The following is a 19,118-nucleotide window of genomic DNA, read 5'->3' as shown; positions in this document are numbered from 1 at the left end:
CACCACGTCGCGGCCCCGCGGCCGGTCCCGGTGTCCGGGTTCCGCCCGGCGATCCTCGGGAGGCACTTCGTGGACCAGATGGCACTGCTTCTCCTGCTCCTGCTCGGAGCCGTGGTCACGGTGCCGCTGGGGGAGCGTCTCGGACTGCCCGCACCGGTGCTGATGACGCTCGCCGGGGTCGGTATGGCGTTCCTCAGCTTCGTACCGGACGTGGACGTCCCGCCGGAGATCATTCTTCCCGCGCTGCTGCCGCCGCTGCTGTACGCCTCCGTGCAGCGCACCTCATGGCGGCAGTTCACCGCCAACAGAAGACCGATCTTCCTGCTGGCCGTGGCGCTGGTCTTCGTGACGACGGCCGCGGTCGCCGCGGTCGCCGGCGCCATCGTTCCAGGGCTGCCCCTCGCCGCCGCCGTGGCGCTCGGCGCGCTCGTCGCCCCGCCCGACCCGGTCGCCGCGACCGCCGTCGCGGGGTCGCTCGGGCTGCCCCGCAGGCTCGTCTCCATCCTGGAGGGCGAGGGACTGTTCAACGACGTGACCGCGATCGTGCTCTACCACGTGGCGATCGCCGCGGTGGTGAGCGGCGACTTCTCGCTGCCGGACGCGTTCGGGCTGCTGGCCCTGTCCGCGGTGGTCGCCGTGGCGGTCGGTCTCGCGCTGGGCTGGCTGACCATCGGACTCATGGGACTGCTCGGCGACGCGACGCTCCAGGTCGGGCTGACGCTGCTGGTGCCGTTCGTGAGCTATGTGCTCGCGGAGGAGCTGATGGGGTCGGGCGTGCTGGCCGTGCTCACCACCGCGCTCTTCCTCGCCGAGCACACCGCCGACGCGGACGACGTGCTGGGGCGGCTCACCGGACGCAGCTTCTGGGAAATCGTCGACACGCTCGTCACCGGGGTGGCGTTCGGCCTGATCGGCCTGGAGCTGCACAACGTCTTCGGTACGCCGCAGGGCCGCGCCTGGCAGATGGCCGGCTGGGGCCTGGTGGTCGTCGCGGTCGTCGTCGGCGTACGACTCCTCTATCTGCTGCCCGCGACCTGGCTGACCGAGCGGCTGCACAGGCGCCGCGACTGCAGCGAGGAGATCCCCACCAACTGGCGTGAGACCGTCGTCATGTGGTGGGCGGGGATGCGCGGGGTGGCCTCGGTGGCGCTGGCGCTCGCCATTCCGCGGGAGACGGACGCCGGGGAGCCGTTCCCCGGACGTGACCAGATCATCTTCATCGCCTTCGCCGTCATCATGGCGACGCTGGTCTTCCAGGGACTCACTCTGCCGTGGCTGGTACGGAAGCTCGGCGTCCGCGCGGACACCGACGCGGAGGCGGCGCTGGAGAAGGAGCTCGCGGTCCGTGCCGCGAAGGCCGCGAGACGCCGCTTCCGGGAGATCCAGGAGACGGAGGAGTTCCCGGAGGAGGTCATGGAGCGGCTCCAGCGGCTGGCGTACGACGTGGGGGCGCGGATCAGCCCGGAGATGGTCGACGAGGACCGGCGCGAGGCGTACGCGAAGCGCGCCGAGCGGTTCAGGGCGGTCAGCCGGGTCCAGCGCGAGATGATGTCCGCCGCTCGCCACGCGGTGCTGTCCGCGCGTGGCGAGGCCGGGGCGGACCCGGAGGTGGTCGACCGCGTGCTGCGGCAGCTGGACGTACGCAGCCTGCGCCTGCGGTGACCCGGGGCACGGGCCGACGGCGCGGCCGGTGGCGCCGCCGGGCCCGGCCCCCTCAGCCGCGGCCGGTCCGCGGCGCCGCCCCGTGCGAGCCGACCGGCTTGTTGCCGTCCGCGTGGGGCAGGTCCGGCCACTGGTCGCCCGGGGGCAGCGCCGCCGGGGCCGTCGCGACCCGCGGCAGCGCGTACGGATGGCGGTCGCGCAGCCAGCCGATCAGCTGCTCCCGCACGGCGCAGCGCACCGTCCAGATGTCGTCGGCGTCCTTCGCCGTGACCACTGCGCGCACCTGCATCGTCGACGGGGTGGTGTCGGTGACGGCGAGGGACCAGTCGCGGCCGTCCCAGGCGGCGCACTCGCCCAGGATGTCCCGCAGCTGCTCGCGCATGGCGGCGACCGGGGCGCTGTGGTCGAGGTGGAAGAAGACCGAGCCGGTCATCTGCACCCCGCCGCGCGACCAGTTCTCGAACGGCTTGCTGGTGAAGTACGAGACCGGCATCGTGATCCGCCGCTCGTCCCAGGTCCGCACCGCGAGGAAGGTCAGCGTGATCTCCTCGATCGTGCCCCACTCACCGTCCACCACCACCGTGTCGCCGATCCGCACCATGTCGCCGAACGCGATCTGCAGCCCCGCGAAGAGGTTGCCGAGCGTGGACTGGGCGGCGATGCCCGCGACGATGCCGAGGACACCGGCCGAGGCCAGCATCGAGGTGCCGAACGTCCGCATCGCGGGGAACGTCAGAAGCATCGCCCCCGTCGCCACGGTGGCCACGATCGCGGTGACCACCCGCTGGATCAGCGCGACCTGGGTACGGACCCGGCGCACCCGGGCGGGATCGCGGGTGTTCGACGCGTACCTGGCGTAGACGGAGTCGACGACGGCCGTCGCGATCCGCACCACCAGCCAGGCCGACGCCCCGATCAGCACCAGGGTCAGGACCTGGCCGATCGCGGCCCGGTGCTCCGTCACCACGTCGAGGCCGGTGTGCGTGAAACTGCCTCGCAGCAGGGCCGTGCAGAGCACCAGCAGGAGCGGGACCCGGCAGCGCCGCAGCAGTCCCCACAGCGGGGTGTCCGGATGCCGGGCGTCGGCGCGCCGCAGCAGCACATCGACCAGCCAGCCCACCACCAGCGTGATGACCACCGCGCCACCGACGATGACCAGTGGGCGCAGAACGTTCTCCATCCCGTCGCTCTCCATGCTGTCGACCGAAACTGGCACCATTGCTCCCATGAACATCATGCTTTTCCACTCGACGTACGGCCTGCGGCCCGCGGTCCATGCGGCCGCCGCCCGGCTGCGTGCCGCGGGGCACGAGGTGCACGTGCCCGATCTCTTCGAAGGGCACACGTTCGAGACCGTCGAGGAGGGCATGGCCTTCCAGAACGAGGTGGGCAAGGCCGAACTGCTCAAGCGCGCCGTGCTGGCCGCGGCCCCGTACTCCGAGCGCGGTCTGGTCTATGCGGGATTCTCCCTCGGCGCCGCCACTGCCCAGACCTTGGCACTCGGCGACGCGAAGGCGCGCGGGCTGCTGCTGCTCCACGGCACCTCGGACATCGCCGAGAACGCCACGGTCGACGAGCTGCCCGTACAGCTGCACGTCGCCGACCCGGACCCGTTCGAGAGCGATGACTGGCTGAACTCCTGGTATCTCCAGATGCAGCGGACCGGCGCCGATGTCGAGGTCTACCGCTACCCCGGCGCGGGCCACCTCTTCACCGACCCGGACCTGCCGGACTACGACGCGACGTCGGCCGACCTGACCTGGAAGGTCGCGCTCGGCTTCCTCGCCACCCTGTAGACGGAGCGGGGCCCCGCACGGTGGACGGACCGGGCCCCCGCACGCCGTGACGGTGTGCGGGGGCCCGGGTCCGTCATGCGCTCCCGGCGCGGCTCCGAGCGGCGGCCACCGGGGGCTCGGCGCACCGGGTGTTCAACGCACCGGCCGGTCGACCCGCTCGACCTTCTGGGTCCCGCTGAGCGTCCGGTACGAACGAGTCCAGGCCGAGCCCGCGTCCCGCTTCGTCCGGTCGGAGACCACGTAGTAGTCCATCTGCGAGCGCTCGGCGGTCACATCGAGCACGCCGTAGCCGTGCGAGTCCATGTCGACCCACTTCACATGGCGGTTGGCGGCCCTCACCGCCGCGGCCGCGACCACCGAGACCGTCTGCGGCGCGACGTGCAGGATGTCGTCGAGGTTGTCCGAGGTCACCGACGTCACCACGAACTCCGTGGCTGCCGAGGCCGACAGCGGATATGTCGCCGCCTTCACCGGTACGTCGTTGGCCCACGCCATGTGGATGTCACCGGTCAGGAAGACCGTGTTGGTGATCGACCGGTCCCGCAGGTGCGAGACGAGTTCCTTGCGGTCGTCGGTGTAGCCGTCCCACTGGTCCACGTTGACCGCGAGCCCCTCCGTGGGCAGCCCCAGCAGTTCGGCCAGCGGCTCCAGCAGATGTGCGGGAACGGAACCGAAGGCGACGGGCGAGATCATCACCGACGTGCCGACCAGCTTCCACGTGGCGTCCGAACCGGCCAGGCCCGTCTTGAGCCAGTCCAGCTGCGCCCGGCCGGTGATGGTGCGGTCCGGGTCGTCGACCGAGCCGTTGCCGACCGTCGACTGCTGGGAGCGGAAGGTACGCAGATCGAGGAGGTGGAGATCGGCCAGCGTGCCGAAGCGCAGCCGCCGGTAGACGGTGCCCTCGGTGGAGGCGCGGACCGGCATCCACTCGAAGTACGCCTGCCTGGCGCCTGCCGCCCGGTCCGCCCAGGCGCCCTCGGTGCCCGGCGTGTGGTTCTCGGCCCCGCCGGACCAGGCGTCGTTGGCGAACTCGTGGTCGTCCCAGATCGCGATCACCGGATGGGCGGCGTGCAGGGACTGCAGATCGGCATCGGTCTTGTAGTGACCGTGCCGGGTCCGGTAGTCGGCGAGCGTGAGGATCTCGTTCCGCGGCTCGTGCTGCCGTACGACGTACTTCGTGTCCGGGTAGCTGCCCGACGCGTACTCGTATATGTAGTCGCCGAGATGGAGGACCGCGTCGAGATCGGCGCGGGCGGCGAGATGCCGGTACGGGGAGAAGTAGCCGGACTCCCAGTTGGCGCACGACACCACACCGAAGCGCACACCCGGCGTGGCCGCCCCGGCCGCGGGGGCCGTCCTGGTGCGGCCGGCCGGGGACCGTACCGCCCCGTCCTCGCCCGCCGAGAAGCGGAACCAGTACGCGGTCGCCGGGGCCAGGCCCCGCACGTCGGCCTTCACGGTGTGGTCGGAGGCGGCCCGCGCGACGGTGGAGCCCTGGGCGACGATCCGGGTGAACTCCCGGTCCTCGGCCATCTCCCAGCGCACCGCCGTGTCGGCGCCGAGACCGGAGCCGGGTACGGCCTCGGGGACGGGGGTGACGCGGGTCCACAGCAGGACCCCGTCGGGCAGCGGATCGCCGGAGGCGACGCCGTGCAGGAAGGCGGGACCGGCGGCGGCGCGGGCGTCGGTCGCGCCGCCGAGCACGGGGGCCGCGACGGCGGTGGCGGCGGCGGCCTTCACCAGGGTGCGGCGGCTGGGAGCGGAGAGGGACGAAGGAAGGTGTCGACTGGTCACGGAAGGAGAAACTACTGACCGGTAGAGCGAACGGGTGGGCGAACCGCGAAAGTTCGCCCACCCGTCGGGAGACCGCTGCCCGCAGTTAGCCCTTCAGCGCCTTGGTGATCGCGGTGTCGAAGTCGGCCACGGTCATCGGGGCGTTCTCGCTGCCCTCGCTGGTGAGGGTCTTGCCGTCCATCTTCAGCGTCGGGGTGCCCTGCACGCCGCTCTTGTCGAACGTCGCGGACATCTTCATCGCCCAGTTGTCGTACGTACCGTCGTTGACGTCCTTCTGGAACGCCTTGTTGTCCTTCAGTTCGGCCACCGTGTCCGCGACCTTGATCAGGTACGAGTCCTTGGCGAACTTGTCGACCGTCTCCTCCGGGTGGTACTTCGTGGAGTAGAGCGCGTACTTGTAGTCGAGGAACGCCTGGGGGCTGACGTTGAGCGCCGCACCCAGCGCGCTCAGCGCGTTCTTGGAGCCCTCACCGCCGCTGCGGTTGTCGATGAACGTCGCGCCGATGTACTTGACCTTGTACTTGCCGGCGTCGACATCCTTGTGGACCGTCTCTCCGACGGTCTGCTCGAACTGGGCGCAGATCGGGCAGCGCGAGTCCTCGTACAGTTCGAGGGTCTTCTTGGCGGTCGACTTGCCGATGACGACGGTCGTGCCGTCGGTGCCCGAGGTGTTCTTCGGCGCGGTGACGCTCTTCGCGTCCTTCGCGGCCTCCCAGTGCCCCGGCTTGTTCAGCTGCATCACGCCGTAGCTGACGCCGCCGGCGATCGCCAGCACGGCGACCACCGAGACGGCGACGACGACCTGCTTGCGTATCTTGGCCTTCTTGGCTTGGCGCTCGCGCTCCGCGCGGAGCCGCTCGCGGGCGGCTGCCTTGTTGGCCTGGCTGTTGCGCTGGCTCATGACTGTTTCTCCGTGGTGAACGAGGTACGTGGTAAGGGACTTTCCGTGCTCAGGCGGTGGCGCAGGCCGAGCGCGGCGGTCCCCTCCGTCCCACGGAGTGCACGAGGAGACGGGCGCGCGCCAGCAGGTGCGGGCGGTACGGGGCGGGCCGCGCGCCACGGCGTACCGCGCGGCGGCCCCCGCCCGCCACGGCCACCGCGGTCAGCAGCGGCCGGAACGCCGTGGCGGCGACCGCCCGCAGCAGACCCGCGAGCGCGGACTCGCCGCGCCGCAGCCACGCCGCGGCGAGCAGACCGACCGACACGTGGGCGGCGAGCAGCAGCCACGGCACCGCGGGGCCGGGGGAGGCCAGCAGCGCGGCCGTGCCGTGCCCGGCACCGGTCACCGAGGCGAGCGGGGTGCCGACGGCTCCGACGCCGCCGAGCCGCGTCCCACCGTCACCCGCCTCGCCGCCGCACAGCACATCGACGCCGACCGAACGCAGGGGGCCCGCGATCGGGCCGCCCGCAGCCCCGTAACAGAGGTGCTGGCCGGTGGTGAAGACGGTGTCGGCGGCCAGCTCCAGCGGAACCAGCAGCCCCGCGATCGCGCCGAAGCCGCGCTCCCGGCCGGCCAGCGCGTACGCCACCGCGAAGACGAGCGCGGCCAGCGCGCCGACGACGGTCAGGGGCAGCGGGACCCGGGAGAGCAGCACATGGGACGCAGCCGAGAGCGTCACGACGAGCGCTGTGAACAGCGCCGCGCGTACGACTCTGAGCTGCGTCCCGGATATGTCCATCGCCCGAGAGTGTGCCATGTGAACCTGTCAGCGCCGCCTAAAGGGGTGCGGCGCCGCGGAAGGACCTACAGCCCCGGGATGCGGCCGTTGCGGAAGAGATCCACGAAGATCTGGTGGTCGGCCCGCGCCCGCGCCCCGTAACTGTGCGCGAAGTCCACCAGGAGTGCGGCGAAGCCCTCCTCGTCCGCCGCGATCGCCGCGTCGATCGCCCGCTCGGTGGAGAACGGCACCAGCGAGTGGCCGCTCTCGTCGTCGGCCGCGGAGTGCATCGTGGCCGTCGCCCGGCCGAGATCGGCGACGACCGCCGCGATCTCGTCGGGCTCGTCGATGTCGGACCAGTCCAGGTCGACCGCGTACGGCGAGACCTCGGCCACCAGCTGCCCGGAGCCGTCCAGCTCGGTCCAGCCGAGCCACGGGTCGGCGTGCGCCTGCAGGGCGCGCTGCGAGATGACCGTGCGGTGTCCCTCGTGCTGGAAGTAGTCCCGCACGGCGGCATCGGTGATGTGCCGGGAGACCGCGGGGGTCTGCGCCTGCTTGAGGTAGATCACCACATCGTTCTCCAGGGCGTCGCTGTTGCCCTCCAGAAGGATGTTGTACGAGGGCAGGCCGGCCGAGCCGATGCCGATGCCGCGACGGCCGACGACGTCCTTCACCCGGTAGGAGTCCGGGCGGGTCAGGCTCGACTCGGGCAGCGTCTCCAGGTAGCCGTCGAACGCGGCCAGCACCTTGTACCGGGTCGCCGCGTCCAGGTCGATCGCGCCGCCGCCCGCCGCGAAGCGGCGCTCGAAGTCCCGGATCTCCGTCATCGAGTCGAGCAGCGAGAACCGGGTCAGCGACCGGGCGTCACGCAGCGCGCCCAGCAGCGGTCCCTCGGCGGTGTCCAGCGTGAACGGCGGTACCTCGTCGTTCTTCGCGCCCGTCGCCAGGGCGTGAATCCGCTCACGGTAGGCGGCCGCGTAGACCCGGACCAGCTCGCTGATCTGGTCGTCGCTCAGCGCCTTGGCGTACCCGATCAGCGCGACGGAGGCGGCGAACCGCTTGATGTCCCAGGTGAAGGGGCCGACGTAGGCCTCGTCGAAGTCGTTGACGTTGAAGACCAGCCGGCCGTTCGCGTCCATGTACGTGCCGAAGTTCTCCGCGTGCAGATCGCCGTGGATCCATACCCGGCCGGTCCGCTCGTCCAGATACGGGCCGCCGTGCCGCTCCCGCTCCAGGTCGTTGTAGAACAGGCACGCGGTGCCCCGGTAGAAGGCGAACGCCGAGCCCGCCATCTTCCGGAACTTCACCCGGAAGGCAGCCGGGTCGGCGGCCAGGAGCTCGCCGAAGGCGGTGTCGAAAACCTCAAGGATCTGCTCCCCGCGCTGCGCTGCGCCGGTCTGCGCTTCCGACATTTCTGGGTGCCTCCTGGTACCTGGCGTTCATGACAAATGGGGCTGGTGTCCCAGCCCTCCAACGCGCGACGGTACCCGTGAGTGCCCCTTGGCTGTCACTGCCGCCGCGTAGACTTCCACGCTGTCCCCCCAGTTCGTCATTGCTTGTTTCCCCGGAGGCCCGGCGCCGTGACCAAGCCGCCTTTCACGCACCTTCACGTCCACACCCAGTACTCGCTGCTGGACGGTGCCGCGCGGCTCAAGGACATGTTCGCTGCCTGCAATGAAATGGGCATGTCGCACATCGCGATGACGGACCACGGCAACCTGCACGGGGCGTACGACTTCTTCCACCAGGCGAAAAAGGCCGGGGTGACGCCGATCATCGGCATCGAGGCGTACGTCGCCCCGGAGTCGCGCAAGCACAAGCGGAAGATCCAGTGGGGCCAGCCGCACCAGAAGCGCGACGACGTCTCGGGCTCGGGCGGCTACACGCACAAGACGATCTGGGCGGCGAACAGCACCGGTCTGCACAATCTCTTCCGGCTCTCCTCGGACGCGTACGCCGAGGGCTGGCTGCAGAAGTGGCCGCGTATGGACAAGGAGACCATCGCCCGGTGGTCCGAGGGCCTGATCGCGTCCACCGGCTGCCCCTCGGGCGAGGTCCAGACCCGGCTGCGGCTCGGCCAGTTCGACGAGGCGGTCCAGGCGGCCTCCGACTACAAGGACATCTTCGGCGAGGGCAAGTACTTCCTGGAGCTCATGGACCACGGCATCGAGATCGAGCGCCGGGTCCGTGACGGGCTCCTCGAAATCGGCAAGAAGCTCGGCATCCCGCCGCTGGTGACCAACGACTCGCACTACACATACGCCAGCGAGGCCACCGCGCACGACGCGCTGCTCTGCATCCAGACCGGCAAGAACCTCTCCGATCCGGACCGCTTCCGCTTCGACGGCACGGGCTACTACCTGAAGACGGCGGACGAGATGTACGCCGTCGACTCCTCCGACGCCTGGCAGCAGGGGTGCGCCAACACCCTCCTGGTGGCCGAGCAGATCGACACCTCCGGGATGTTCGAGAAGCGCGACCTGATGCCGAAGTTCGACATCCCGGACGGCTTCACCGAGGTCACCTGGTTCCAGGAGGAGGTCCGGGTCGGCATGGGCCGGCGCTTCCCGGGCGGCGTCCCCGAGGACCGGCAGAAGCAGGCCGAGTACGAGATGGACGTCATCATCCAGATGGGGTTCCCGGGGTACTTCCTCGTCGTCGCCGACTTCATCATGTGGGCCAAGAACAACGGCATCGCGGTGGGCCCCGGACGTGGCTCCGCGGCCGGCTCGATCGTCGCGTACGCGATGGGCATCACCGACCTCGACCCGATCGAGCACGGACTGATCTTCGAGCGGTTCCTCAACCCCGAGCGTGTCTCCATGCCCGATGTCGACATCGACTTCGACGAGCGCCGGCGCGTCGAGGTGATCAGGTACGTGACGGAGAAGTACGGCGCCGACAAGGTCGCCATGATCGGTACGTACGGCAAGATCAAGGCCAAGAACGCGATCAAGGACTCCGCCCGCGTCCTCGGCTACCCGTACGCCATGGGCGACCGGCTCACCAAGGCCATGCCCGCCGACGTCCTCGGCAAGGGCATCGACCTGTCCGGGATCACCGACCCCAAGCACCCGCGCTACGGGGAGGCGGGCGAGATCCGGGGGATGTACGAGAACGAGCCGGACGTCAAGAAGGTCATCGACACCGCGAAGGGCGTCGAGGGACTGGTCCGGCAGATGGGCGTGCACGCCGCCGGCGTGATCATGTCCAGCGAGCCCATCGTCGACCACGCCCCGGTCTGGGTGCGGCACACCGACGGCGTCACCATCACGCAGTGGGACTACCCGCAGTGCGAGTCGCTCGGCCTGCTGAAGATGGACTTCCTCGGGCTGCGCAACCTCACGATCATGGACGACGCCATCAAGATGGTGAAGGCCAACAAGGGCATCGACCTGGAGATGCTCGCCCTCCCGCTGGACGACCCCAAGACGTACGAACTGCTCTGCCGCGGCGACACGCTCGGCGTCTTCCAGTTCGACGGCGGCCCGATGCGTTCGCTGCTGCGCCAGATGCAGCCCGACAACTTCGAGGACATCTCCGCCGTCTCGGCCCTGTACCGGCCGGGCCCGATGGGCATGAACTCGCACACGAACTACGCCGAGCGCAAGAACGGCCGCCAGGAGATCACCCCGATCCACCCCGAGCTGGCGGAACCGCTCAAGGAGACGCTCGGCCTGACCTACGGCCTGATCGTCTACCAGGAGCAGGTGCAGAAGGCCGCCCAGATCATCGCCGGTTACTCGCTCGGCGAGGCCGACATCCTGCGCCGCGTGATGGGCAAGAAGAAGCCCGACGAGCTGGCGAAGAACTTCGTGCTCTTCCAGGCGGGCGCCAAGAAGAACGGCTTCTCCGACGCGGCGATCCAGGCCCTGTGGGACGTGCTGGTCCCGTTCGCCGGATACGCCTTCAACAAGGCGCACTCCTCCGCGTACGGACTGGTCACCTACTGGACCGCGTACCTCAAGGCGAACTACCCGGCCGAGTACATGGCGGCGCTGCTGACCTCGGTCAAGGACGACAAGGACAAGTCCGCGGTCTACCTCAACGAGTGCCGCCGCATGCGCATCAAGGTGCTCCCGCCGAACGTCAACGAGTCCGAGTCGAACTTCGCCGCCCAGGGCGACGACGTCATCCTCTTCGGGCTGACCGCCATCCGTAACGTCGGTCAGAACGTCGTCGACTCGATCATCCGGTGCCGCAAGGCGAAGGGGAAGTACAGCAGCTTCCCCGACTTCCTCGACAAGGTCGAAGCGGTCGTCTGCAACAAGCGGACCGTCGAATCACTGATCAAGGCCGGCGCCTTCGACGAGATGGGCCACACCCGCAAGGGGCTCGTCGCCCACCACGAGCCGATGATCGACAACGTGGTGCAGGTCAAGCGCAAGGAGGCGGAGGGGCAGTTCGACCTCTTCGGCGGCGGCGAGGAGGACAGCGACGAACCGGGCTTCGGGCTCGACGTCGAGTTCTCCGACATCGAGTGGGAGAAGTCGTACCTGTTGGCCCAGGAGCGCGAAATGCTCGGGCTGTACGTCTCCGACCACCCGCTCTTCGGCATCGAACACGTACTGACCGACAAGTCCGACGCGGCGATCTCCCAGCTCACCGGCGGCGAACACGCCGACGGTGCGATCGTCACCATCGGCGGCATCATCTCCGGCCTCCAGCGGAAGATGACCAAGCAGGGCAACGCCTGGGCCATCGCCACCGTCGAGGACCTCGCCGGCTCCATCGAGTGCATGTTCTTCCCGGCCACCTACCAGCTGGTCTCCACCCAGCTCGTCGAGGACACCGTGGTCTTCGTCAAGGGACGGCTCGACAAGCGCGAGGACGTCCCGCGGCTGGTCGCCATGGAGATGCAGGTCCCCGACCTCTCGTCCGCCGGGACCAATGCACCGGTGGTGCTCACCATCCCCACCGTCAAGATCACGCCGCCGATGGTCGCCCGCCTCGGCGAGGTGCTCAGCAACCACCGCGGCAACACCGAGGTGCGGATCAAGCTCCAGGGCCCCCGGAAGACCACCGTTCTCCGGCTCGACCGGCACCGGGTCCAGCCCGACCCGGCGCTCTTCGGCGATCTGAAGGTGCTGCTCGGCCCGTCCTGCCTGGCCGGCTGAGCGAGCGGTGCACATACGAGAGGGGCGCCCCGCTCAAGCGGGAGCGCCCCTCTCGGTCATCGGCCGGTGGCCGGACCGGAGACGACCGGTCAGTTGTGGCCGAAGCGCCGCTGGTGCTTACGGGCAACATCAGCAGGGCTGCCCTGAGCCTGCGACTGAGGCTGTATGTGCGACTCGTAGGCGGTCGACTTCGCCTCGTCCGCACCACGCTCCGGTGCGGATGTGCGGCTCTGCTGGCTGCTCTGCTTGCGGTTCTTGTTCTTGGCCATGGTGTTCCTCCTGTGTGGAATCTCGGGGCCAGGACCGCTGTCAGACTCACATATGGTGATTTACCCCGCATGTTGGATCATTACCAAGCGTAGTAGGCGGGGTATCATGCGCCGTTTTCTGCATCCGCCACGCCGATGATCGAGTTCCGGCCGTTAACGCCCACGCCGTCGGGCAGACTTCGAGGAACCCTGAGCAGAACCCATTCCCGAATTCTGGAAGAGGGTGGAACGCGTGGACCGTTGCGTCGTCCTGGTGGACGCCGGCTACTTGCTGGGCGCAGCCGCGAGTCTGCTGGCCGGAGAGCCCGCCCGTTCCCGCATCACCGTCGACCACGCGGCCCTGATCCAGGGCCTGCGCGAACGCGCGGAGGCCGATACGGAGCAGCCGCTGCTGCGTATCTACTGGTTCGACGGCGCCCCCGACCGGGTGCCGCAGCCCGAACACCGCAGGCTGCGGGTCATGCCCAGGGTGACCGTACGGCTCGGGGCCCTCACCCGCAGTGACGGCCGATGGGCGCAGAAGGGCGTCGACGCCGCCATGCATGCCGAACTCACCGAACTGGCCAGGAATCGCGCCTGCTCCGATGTCGTCCTGGTGACCGGCGACGGCGATCTGCTGCCCGGCCTGATGTCCGCCAAGGAACACGGTGTCGCCGTCCATCTGTGGGCGGTGCAGGCCGCCGACGGCGACTACAACCAGTCCGAGGACCTGGTCGCCGAGGCCGATGAACGCAGGGTGCTCGACCGGGCCTGGATCACGCAGGCGGTACGGGCCAAGGACAACGCCGGCGCCTGCGCCCCGCCCCCCGCCCCCCGGCCCGAGATCGCCGCGATCCTGTCGGCGCCGCTGCCCGAGGCGGCCCTCGCCGCCTCCGCGGAGCGCGCCTCCGAGGCCCAGGCGGCCGCCGCCCGCAACGGGACGGCCCCGCTGCCCGTCGGGGACACCGCGCACGCCCCGTCCACGCACGCCGGCAAGGGTGTCCCGACCCCCAAGGACCTGGCGGGCAGCCTGCGCGGCCCCGGCACGCCGCTCACCGCGCAGCCGCCGTCCGTGCAGCCCGCGGCCGGCGCCACACTGCGCTGGTCGTCCGACAAGGGGTGGGTCGAGCGCGGCGGACCGCTCGGCGAACCCGCCGAGACCGCCTCGCTGCCCACCCTCGCCCAGCTCACCTCGGCCGAGCAGCGGTGGGCGGACCGCGAGGAGGACATCACCACGGTCGGCGGCGACCCCTTCGAGGTGGGTCAGGTCTTTGCCCGGCGCTGGATGGAACGGCTGCCGGAGACCGTCCATCTGCAGAAACTGTCGACCATGTACCCGCGGATTCCGCACCGCATCGACGGCGAGCTGCTGCGGTACGCGGCGCGGTTCGGCCTGCTCGCCCACAAGGACGACCAGATCGACGAGCACGACCGGTACGCGATCCGGGCGGGTTTCTGGCGCGAGATCGACGTACGGGCGGCGGCCGAACACGCCCCCGCCGTGGAGTAGTCCGGCGCCCCGGGCGCAATACGGGGCATCCGACCCCGTACCCTCGTACCTCGTGAGTACGGGCACAGCACAGGCGCAGACGGCGACCGGCACCGTGTGCGCGGTGCGTGATCTGGTCAAGACCTATCCCGCCGCCCGCGGCCGCCGCGGCGCACCCGCCACCCCCGAGGTGCGAGCCACCGACGGGATCACTCTCGAGGTCGGGCGCGGCGAGATCTTCGGACTGCTCGGGCCCAACGGAGCCGGCAAGTCCACCCTGGTACGGCAGCTCACCGGGCTGATGCGGCCCGACTCCGGCAGTGTCGAGATGCTCGGACACGATCTCGTGCGCCACCCCGAGCGGGCTTCCCGGCTGATCGGTTACCTCGGGCAGGAGTCCACCGCCCTCGACGAGCTGACCGTCTCGCTCGCCGCGGAGACCACAGGACGGCTGCGCGGACTCGCGGTCCGGGAGGCCCGCGCGGCGCGCGACGCCGTACTGGAGGAACTCGGCCTCACCGATCTCGCGGCGCGCCCCCTGAAGAAACTCTCCGGCGGGCAGCGAAGGCTCGCCTGCTTCGCCGCCGCCCTGGTCGGGGAACGGCCGGTCCTGGTACTCGACGAGCCGACCACCGGTATGGACCCCGTCGCCCGGCGCGCCGTCTGGGCCGCTGTCGACCGGCGCCGCGCCGAGTACGGCGCGACGGTGCTGCTGGTCACCCACAACGTGATCGAGGCCGAGACCGTCCTCGACCGGGTCGCCGTCATCGAGCGCGGCAAGGTCATCGCCTGCGACACGCCGGGCGGGCTCAAGGCACGGGTGGCGGGCGAGGTACGGGTCGAGCTGATGTGGCGCGAACGCGCGCCCCTGGACGTCCCCGAGGTGGCCGCGCTGCGGGAGTCGGCCCAGGAGTCCGGCCGCCGCTGGGTGCTCCGGCTCGGGCCGGACGAGGCACGCGCGGCGGTGGCCGCGGTGACCGGCGGGGCCGCGTTCGCCGCGCTCGACGACTTCACCCTGGCGACGCCGAGCCTGGAGGACGTCTACCTGGCGCTCGGCGGGAACGCGAAGCAGGGACTGGTGAAGGCGTGACCGGGGGGAACGGGTGCGGATGCATGGCCGGGCAGGGACCGAACAGGAGCAGTGCCAGGTGACGAGCGTCATTTCTGCGGAGGTGGCCGGCGCCGAGTCGGTGCCCGGAGGCGATGTGCTCGCCGAGAACCGCGATGCCGCGCCCCTCGCGCCGCGCGCCCGGCTGTTCCCCTCACTCGCGGCCGTCTACCGCGCCCAGCTGTCCCGGGCCAGGGTCGCCCGGATCCCGCTGCTCTTCGTGGCGACCTTCCAGTCCGTCGGAATCATGATCCTGATGCGCGGGGTCGTCGACGGCGGCTCCGAGGCGCGGGCCGTCGTCGCCGGATCCAGCGTTCTCGTCGTCGCGTTCGTCGCGCTCAATCTGCTCGCCCAGTACTTCGGCCAGCTGCGGGCCAGCGGCGGGCTCGACCACTACGCCACCCTGCCGGTGCCGCCCGCAGCGGTGGTGCTCGGTGCGGCGGGGGCGTACGCCTCCTTCACCGTGCCCGGCACGATCGTCACCGCGGTCACCGGGAGCGTGCTCTTCCAGCTGCCGATGACCCACCTGTGGGTGCTCGTCGCGGTGATCCCGCTCTCCGGGGCCGCGCTCTCCGGGCTGGGCGCCGCGCTCGGCCTGCTGGCACCCCGGCAGGAGCTGGCCACACTCCTCGGGCAGCTCGGCATGTCGGCGGCGCTGCTGCTCGGCGTGCTGCCCGCCGACCGGATGCCCGCGCCGATCGGCTGGGCCCGCGATCTGCTGCCCTCGACGTACGGGGTCGAGGCGCTGTCCCGGTCGTTCGACGCCCGTCCCGACTGGGCGGTCGTCGCTCTCGATCTCGCCGTCTGCGCCGTCGTCGGAGTCCTCTCGCTGGCCGTGGCGACCTGGGCGTACCGCAGGGCAGCGGTCCGGTGAGGCGTGGCACAGGGACGCCTGGCACGATGGCACGGTGACCGCACCTCTGACGCCGCCTCACCAGCCCTCGCCCGATGACCACTGGCAGACGCCGCCCAAGGGCGGTGGTTCCCCCACAGCGTCCCTCGGGTATCCGGAGGCGGGCGACATGCGGGCCGATGTACGACGGGCGGCCGTCGTCACCGTCCTGCTGGCGGTGGCCGGCGTCGGACTCGGGCTGCTGTGGCTGTGGCTGGCGCCGCGGGTTCCACTGATCTCCGACAGCCAGGCGGTCTTCCTCAACGACAGCGAGGGCGAGGAGGCGATCGGGGGCGACGGCACGTTCGTGCTGCTCGCGCTCGCCTTCGGCGCGGTGGCCGCGGCGCTGGTCTTCTGGTTCCAGCGCCGTGGCGGGATCGCGTCGGTGGTCGGGCTCGCCCTGGGCGGCCTGCTCGGCTCGCTGGTGGCCTGGAGGCTGGGCGTCTGGCTCGGGCCGTCGCAGGACGTGGTCGCCCACGCGCGTGCGGTCGGCAAGGGCGTGGTCTTCGATGCGCCGCTCGCGCTGCACGCCAAGGGGGCGCTGCTGGCGTGGCCGCTGGCGGCCATGGCCGTGCACCTGGCGCTGACCGCAGGATTCGGGCCGCGCGACCCGGAGCCCGAGTGGGTGAACTGGCACGTCCCCGGGGGGCCGGTCGCGGGCCAGGGAGGCGGATTCCCCTCGGGCCCCGCGCCCGCTCCTCCGGCGGCGCCCGCTCCTCCGACGACACCCGCTCCTCCGACGACACCCGCGCCGCCCACGAAGCCGTAGGTGCGGGTACGGGGACAGGGGCGTCCCGTCCGGATCGCCCGGCTCGCGTGCCCCGGTCCCGGGCGCCGCTCCCCGGAATGCGGCCCGGTCCGAACGGAAACCCCTAGGACCGGCCGATTGCCGCGAACACCGCTCCCGTCAGCGAGGCCAGATCCGCCGGGGCGAGTTCCACCTCCAGGCCGCGACGGCCCGCCGACACGCAGATCGTCTCGTGCGCCTGCGCCGATGCGTCCAGCACCGTCGGCAGCCGCTTCCGCTGGCCCAGGGGCGAGATGCCGCCCCGTACGTAGCCCGTCGTGCGTTCGGCGGCCGCCGGGTCCGCCATCGCGGCCCGCTTGCCGCCCACCGCCGAGGCCAGCGCCTTCAGGTCCAGGGAGCCGGCGACCGGGACGACCGCCACCGTCAGGTTCCCGTCCACGTCGGCCACCAGGGTCTTGAAGACCCGGTCGGGGGAGACGCCGAGCGCCTGCGCCGCCTCCTCGCCGTACGAGGGAGAGGCAGGGTCGTGGTCGTAGGCATGCGTCGTGAAGGGCGTGCCCGCCGCGGTCAGGGCGACCGTCGCGGGGGTGCCGCCGGAGCCGGACTGCTGCTGCTTCTTCGGCTTCTTCGCCACGGGGCGGGTTCCTCGGATCAGTTGGGGTGAGTGGGCGCCCTGGTCAGTTCCACCGCGGGCAGGGACGGCAGGTGACGGATGACGGCCGTCTCCGAGCGCAGCAGGGTCAGCTCCTCGCGCAGGCGCGTGGCCGTGTCCGGTGCCTGCAGCAGGCGCTGCTTCGACGGGATGTCGAGGACGGCCGCCGCAGCCACCAGGTACGAGACGACCGACGGCTCGTCCGGCAGGTCCGCGCCCGTGGTCAGGGAACGCTCACTCGCGCCGGCCAGCCGCTTCTGGTAGCTCCGGAAGGCCCGCAGCACACCCTCGGAGAGCGCGCCCGCCTCGTCGCCGGGATCCTCGTCGAGCTCTTCGAGTTCGGCGGTCAGGTAGGGGCCGCTCGCATCGACCGAGAGCAGCTTGACCCGGGTGGTGCCGGTCGCCAGGACCTCGAAGCTGCCGTCCGGCCGCTCCCGGATCTTCGCCGCGTCCGCGATGCAGCCGACCCGGTGGAAGGTCTGGACAGGATCAGGGCCGAAGCCGTCCGCCGGACCGCGTTCGGCGGCGGTCGCGGTGATGGTGTCCGGCATTCCGGCGGCGGTCGGGGCGATCTCGCGGCCGTCGCGGATCGCCACCACGGCGAAGCGGCGCGGTTCGTCCTCATCGGTCTTCAGCAGCTCGCGCATCATGGCGCGATACCGCTCCTCGAAGACGTTGAGCGGCAGCACGAGGCCGGGGAACAGCACCGCGTTCAGCGGGAAGAGGGGCAGGCGAGCGGTGGTCACAACGCTCAAGCGTAATGGCCGCGCGACCCACCGCGGTCGGCCCGGGAGCGCAAAGGCGTTCCGGATGCCACCTGAAGTCGAGCACCGTCCCGCGCATCGAGGAACTGGCCGAGCGGGTCGTCGGACACCATCGACCACGGAAACGACGTCGCGTGCGTGCCGATCAGCCGGAACTGTTCCAGCGCCTCGTCCCAGCGCCCGCGGACGACCAGCACGTACGCGAGCAGATTGCGGACCTCGGCCGGCCACGGATCGCTCGGTCCGTACGCGGCGGACAGGGTGATCGCCAGATCCGCGGCCGCGTCGATACGTTCCTGCATCACCGATGTCGTCGGCACGTCCGGGCCGGCGATCAGCAGGGCGAACGCCGCCCGCACCGGCAGCGCCTGCACCAGCGAGCTGGGCAGTGAGTCCTCGGCGGCCCGCTCGGCGAAGTCGAAGCACTCGCGGTGCGAGCCGTACCAGGCGGCCGAGAGGTACTTCAGCGCCGCGACATGGCAGCCGTAGTGGTGCGAGGAGCGCCGTATCGCCTGCTCCCACAGCGCCTCGAACGCGGTGTGCGAGGCATGGGCGCCGCGGGCGTGGTCGAGCGCGAGCCGCCAGGGCACCGGGTCGCGCGGGTCGCTCTCGGCCGCGGCGGTGATCAGGGGCGCCACGTCGCGCAGCCGTTCGGCGCGGGCGGGCGACTCCCAGGCCCGGCGCACCGCCAGCTCGGCCTTGACGAGCAGCGCGTCCGGATCGTGCGGCGCGGCGGCGAGCCAGTCGTCCAGCCAGCCGTCCCGGTGACGGGCGAAGGTGACGAGGCGGCCGAGATACCGGTCCCGGTCCTCCCACTCGGCAGAGTCCCGGGTGGTGGCAAGGAGCTTGGCGGCCGGTTCGTACTCCCCGAGCGCGGCGGCGACGAGCGCGGGGGAGAGCCGTTCGTCGGGGGCGTCGAGCAGCACCGCATGGTCCGCCGGCAGCCCGGTGGACAGCTGCGGCGAGTACCGGATCATGCGCGCGGTACGGAGCAGAGCGCGAAGGAATGGCATGGTGCAGACCATTGAAAAGCGCTGGTGGAGACCGCGCCAGAGGGGTGCTGTGAAGCTTTGGTGCCGAGTACATGGGTTGCCCTGGGAAGGGTCAATTAAGGGTAAAGGAAATGGTGGAATCTGGCTTGATCCTGCCGCCCCGCTCCTCGGCGCAGATGTCTTGGGCGAAGCGCGGCC

At 70.9% G+C, this 19,118-nt stretch carries 16 protein-coding genes; 7 read left to right on the top strand and 9 right to left on the bottom strand.

Features of this window, described 5'->3' with window-relative positions:
• Window positions 1-69 precede the first annotated feature (69 nt).
• Window positions 70-1,662 carry a Na+/H+ antiporter gene (locus tag ACFVXE_RS22485; protein ID WP_389673456.1) on the top strand — a complete coding sequence of 531 codons (1,593 nt, stop codon included), beginning with the start codon at window positions 70-72 and terminating at the stop codon, window positions 1,660-1,662.
• Window positions 1,663-1,714: 52 nt separating this feature from the next.
• Here ACFVXE_RS22485 and ACFVXE_RS22480 read toward each other — a convergent pair whose 3' ends face one another.
• Window positions 1,715-2,842 carry a mechanosensitive ion channel family protein gene (locus ACFVXE_RS22480; protein WP_389673495.1) on the bottom strand — a complete coding sequence of 376 codons (1,128 nt, stop codon included), beginning with the start codon at window positions 2,840-2,842 and terminating at the stop codon, window positions 1,715-1,717.
• 46 nt (window positions 2,843-2,888) lie between these two features.
• Between ACFVXE_RS22480 and ACFVXE_RS22475 the strand changes: the two genes are divergently transcribed.
• Entirely contained in the window at window positions 2,889-3,458 is a 570-nt protein-coding gene (locus ACFVXE_RS22475; protein WP_389673454.1) for a dienelactone hydrolase family protein, read from the top strand.
• A gap of 132 nt (window positions 3,459-3,590) precedes the next feature.
• Here the strand turns inward: ACFVXE_RS22475 and ACFVXE_RS22470 are convergent, their stop codons facing one another.
• The 4 genes from ACFVXE_RS22470 to ACFVXE_RS22455 form a co-directional block, all read right to left on the bottom strand.
• Window positions 3,591-5,252: an alkaline phosphatase D family protein gene (locus tag ACFVXE_RS22470; protein WP_389673453.1), complete on the bottom strand. Its 1,662-nt coding sequence runs from the start codon at window positions 5,250-5,252 to the stop codon at window positions 3,591-3,593.
• Between the two features lie 85 nt (window positions 5,253-5,337).
• A complete protein-coding gene (locus ACFVXE_RS22465) occupies window positions 5,338-6,153 on the bottom strand; it encodes a DsbA family protein (RefSeq protein ID WP_389673451.1) in 816 nt (271 codons plus the stop codon).
• 49 nt (window positions 6,154-6,202) lie between these two features.
• Complete coding sequence (locus tag ACFVXE_RS22460) at window positions 6,203-6,931, bottom strand: hypothetical protein (RefSeq protein ID WP_389673449.1); 729 nt, start codon at window positions 6,929-6,931, stop codon at window positions 6,203-6,205.
• A 65-nt stretch (window positions 6,932-6,996) separates the two neighbouring features.
• Window positions 6,997-8,322: a DUF2252 domain-containing protein gene (locus tag ACFVXE_RS22455; RefSeq protein WP_389673447.1), complete on the bottom strand. Its 1,326-nt coding sequence runs from the start codon at window positions 8,320-8,322 to the stop codon at window positions 6,997-6,999.
• A gap of 168 nt (window positions 8,323-8,490) precedes the next feature.
• Here ACFVXE_RS22455 and dnaE point away from each other — a divergent pair, with 168 nt between their 5' ends.
• Window positions 8,491-12,027, top strand: a complete 3,537-nt coding sequence (gene dnaE / locus ACFVXE_RS22450; RefSeq protein WP_389673445.1) for a DNA polymerase III subunit alpha — start codon at window positions 8,491-8,493, stop codon at window positions 12,025-12,027.
• Between the two features lie 89 nt (window positions 12,028-12,116).
• Here the strand turns inward: dnaE and ACFVXE_RS22445 are convergent, their stop codons facing one another.
• Entirely contained in the window at window positions 12,117-12,296 is a 180-nt protein-coding gene (locus ACFVXE_RS22445; protein WP_389673443.1) for a hypothetical protein, read from the bottom strand.
• A 223-nt stretch (window positions 12,297-12,519) separates the two neighbouring features.
• Between ACFVXE_RS22445 and ACFVXE_RS22440 the strand changes: the two genes are divergently transcribed.
• The 4 genes from ACFVXE_RS22440 to ACFVXE_RS22425 all read left to right on the top strand — a co-directional run bounded on the left by ACFVXE_RS22440 (window position 12,520) and on the right by ACFVXE_RS22425 (window position 16,533).
• A complete protein-coding gene (locus ACFVXE_RS22440; RefSeq protein WP_389673441.1) occupies window positions 12,520-13,785 on the top strand; it encodes an NYN domain-containing protein in 1,266 nt (421 codons plus the stop codon).
• Between the two features lie 94 nt (window positions 13,786-13,879).
• Window positions 13,880-14,854, top strand: a complete 975-nt coding sequence (locus ACFVXE_RS22435) for an ABC transporter ATP-binding protein (protein WP_389673493.1) — start codon at window positions 13,880-13,882, stop codon at window positions 14,852-14,854.
• 58 nt (window positions 14,855-14,912) lie between these two features.
• Window positions 14,913-15,746, top strand: coding sequence for an ABC transporter permease (locus tag ACFVXE_RS22430; RefSeq protein ID WP_389673439.1), 834 nt, complete (start codon window positions 14,913-14,915; stop codon window positions 15,744-15,746).
• Window positions 15,747-15,780: 34 nt separating this feature from the next.
• Complete coding sequence (locus tag ACFVXE_RS22425; RefSeq protein WP_389673437.1) at window positions 15,781-16,533, top strand: ABC transporter permease; 753 nt, start codon at window positions 15,781-15,783, stop codon at window positions 16,531-16,533.
• Window positions 16,534-16,636: 103 nt separating this feature from the next.
• Here the strand turns inward: ACFVXE_RS22425 and ybaK are convergent, their stop codons facing one another.
• From ybaK to ACFVXE_RS22410, 3 genes are read right to left on the bottom strand one after another with little or no spacing between them, the layout of a single operon-like run.
• Window positions 16,637-17,146 carry a Cys-tRNA(Pro) deacylase gene (gene ybaK, locus ACFVXE_RS22420; RefSeq protein WP_389673435.1) on the bottom strand — a complete coding sequence of 170 codons (510 nt, stop codon included), beginning with the start codon at window positions 17,144-17,146 and terminating at the stop codon, window positions 16,637-16,639.
• Window positions 17,147-17,163: 17 nt separating this feature from the next.
• Window positions 17,164-17,910 (bottom strand): LON peptidase substrate-binding domain-containing protein, encoded by a 747-nt coding sequence (locus ACFVXE_RS22415; RefSeq protein ID WP_389673434.1) that lies wholly within the window; start codon window positions 17,908-17,910, stop codon window positions 17,164-17,166.
• A gap of 5 nt (window positions 17,911-17,915) precedes the next feature.
• Window positions 17,916-18,953: a hypothetical protein gene (locus tag ACFVXE_RS22410; protein WP_389673432.1), complete on the bottom strand. Its 1,038-nt coding sequence runs from the start codon at window positions 18,951-18,953 to the stop codon at window positions 17,916-17,918.
• Window positions 18,954-19,118 lie beyond the last annotated feature (165 nt).

It is taken from the genome of Streptomyces sp. NPDC058231 (genome assembly GCF_042882275.1).
In the GTDB taxonomy this organism is placed as follows: domain Bacteria; phylum Actinomycetota; class Actinomycetes; order Streptomycetales; family Streptomycetaceae; genus Streptomyces.
Note: the sequence above shows the minus strand (reverse complement) of the source record. Positions and strands in the feature narration are given on the sequence as shown.

Excerpts from the sequence above, each read along its gene's own strand:
- ACFVXE_RS22475 (WP_389673454.1), top strand. The coding sequence starts at position 2,889 with ATGAACATCATGCTTTTCCACTCGACGTACGGCCTGCGGCCCGCGGTC.
- ACFVXE_RS22455 (WP_389673447.1), bottom strand. The coding sequence starts at position 8,322 with ATGTCGGAAGCGCAGACCGGCGCAGCGCAGCGCGGGGAGCAGATCCTT.
- ACFVXE_RS22460 (WP_389673449.1), bottom strand. The coding sequence starts at position 6,931 with ATGGACATATCCGGGACGCAGCTCAGAGTCGTACGCGCGGCGCTGTTC.
- ACFVXE_RS22480 (WP_389673495.1), bottom strand. The coding sequence starts at position 2,842 with ATGGAGAACGTTCTGCGCCCACTGGTCATCGTCGGTGGCGCGGTGGTC.
- ACFVXE_RS22410 (WP_389673432.1), bottom strand. The coding sequence starts at position 18,953 with ATGGTCTGCACCATGCCATTCCTTCGCGCTCTGCTCCGTACCGCGCGC.
- ACFVXE_RS22445 (WP_389673443.1), bottom strand. The coding sequence starts at position 12,296 with ATGGCCAAGAACAAGAACCGCAAGCAGAGCAGCCAGCAGAGCCGCACA.
- ACFVXE_RS22465 (WP_389673451.1), bottom strand. The coding sequence starts at position 6,153 with ATGAGCCAGCGCAACAGCCAGGCCAACAAGGCAGCCGCCCGCGAGCGG.